2 protein-coding genes are annotated in these 1347 nt (G+C 70.5%); one reads left to right on the plus strand and one right to left on the minus strand.

Annotated elements, in window-relative coordinates; translation table 11 throughout:
* Positions 1–232: 232 nt before the first annotated feature.
* The gene (locus SACSA_RS0116135; protein ID WP_019818713.1) at positions 233–637 is read right to left on the minus strand and encodes a tetratricopeptide repeat protein; all 405 of its coding nucleotides are present in this window, start codon (positions 635–637) and stop codon (positions 233–235) included.
* Positions 638–812: 175 nt separating this feature from the next.
* Here SACSA_RS0116135 and SACSA_RS23375 point away from each other — a divergent pair.
* The coding region (locus SACSA_RS23375; protein WP_019818715.1) for a VOC family protein at positions 813–1347 on the plus strand (535 nt) is incomplete at its 3' end.

Raw genomic sequence — 1347 nt, forward strand, 5'->3', positions numbered from 1 at the left:
CGCTGCGCGCCACGGCCAAGGACTTCGCCCGCCGCGTCCGCGCCGCCGAACGTGCCGCCCGCGCGGCGGGCTACGACCCGGCCCAACTCGACCCGGACACCTGGCGCACCTTCTGGCCCACCTGAACCCCCCACCTTTTTTTGGCGTGTCGTCAAGGCCTCCTTGACTGCGTTGAGTGCAGTGAAGGAGGCCTTGACGACACGCCAACAGAGTGGGCGTGGGTGTGGGTGAGTCAGGGGTCGGTGAGGGCCACGCGGGCGGCGACCTGGCCCACCGCGTCGTGGTACTCGGGCAGCGGGTTCATCGCCGTGGCGATGCGCAGTTGTCCGAGCGCCTCGGCCATCCGGCCGAGGCGCTGCAACGTCCGTCCCAGTACGAACCGTGCATAGTCGTCGCAGGGGTCGAGTTCGAGCGCCCGGGTGAGTGCCTGCTCCGCGCGGCGGAGCTGGGCGGAGTGGAAGTAGGCCCGTCCGGCCAGCAGTTGCACGCTCGCCTTGTCGGGATCGGCGTGCAACACCGGTTCGAGTGCCGTGAGCGCTTCGAGCGGCCGACGACGCCGCACGAGGTCCTCGGCCGTCCGAAAGGCCGAGAACCGTGACTCGTCCGAAGGCCCCGGGGCCGTCGTCTCGTCCGCCATGGTCTGTTCACGATACCCGCCGAGAAGCCGAAACTCGACACCGTGAACTCACGACGGTCCCCCGCGAACACGGGGGCCACGGCTGCCTCCCGCGCCCCGCGAACACGGCGACACGGTCGGCACCCGGCGGGGTCTGTGCGCGCGGGACTGGGCCGATGTGGTGAACTAGCCGGTCATGAGCGACGAAGTCCCGAGCTATCTCGGCCTCGCGCCGTACCTGTACTACACCGACGCCACCGAGGCCGTGGAGTGGCTGACCCGCGTCTTCGGGTTCAAGGAGAAGCTGCGGTACGTCGACGCGGCGGGCGAGGTGTTCCAGGCGACCGTCATGGCGGGACAGGCCGAGATCCAACTCACCGCTGTCGACCCGACGTACTGGGAGGCCAAGGGCGTCGACGGGCCGGTCGGTCAGCTCAACGTCGTCTACGTCGACGACGTCGACGCGCAGTTCGACCGCGTGCGCGAGGCGGTGGGTGATTCGGTCGAGGTGACCCGGCCGCAGGACCAGCCCTACGGCGCCCGGTTGTTCACCGTTCAGGACATCGGGGGCAACAGCTGGGCGTTCTGGCAGCATGTCTCCGACACCGTCGACCTGCCGGTGGGCTGGCAGGAGATTCGCTCCGACGACGCGGGCACGGCCGACGCGGCGCGCGACGAGGACACCGGCGAGGGCGGCGGCGCCGACCGCGCCGGTGAGTCGACCGACGGGG

This window comes from Saccharomonospora saliphila YIM 90502 (genome assembly GCF_000383795.1).
In the GTDB taxonomy this organism is placed as follows: domain Bacteria; phylum Actinomycetota; class Actinomycetes; order Mycobacteriales; family Pseudonocardiaceae; genus Saccharomonospora; species Saccharomonospora saliphila.

Bases quoted from the DNA above. Each gene is read 5' to 3' on its own strand.
- SACSA_RS0116135 (WP_019818713.1), bottom strand. From the start codon at position 637: ATGGCGGACGAGACGACGGCCCCGGGGCCTTCGGACGAGTCACGGTTC.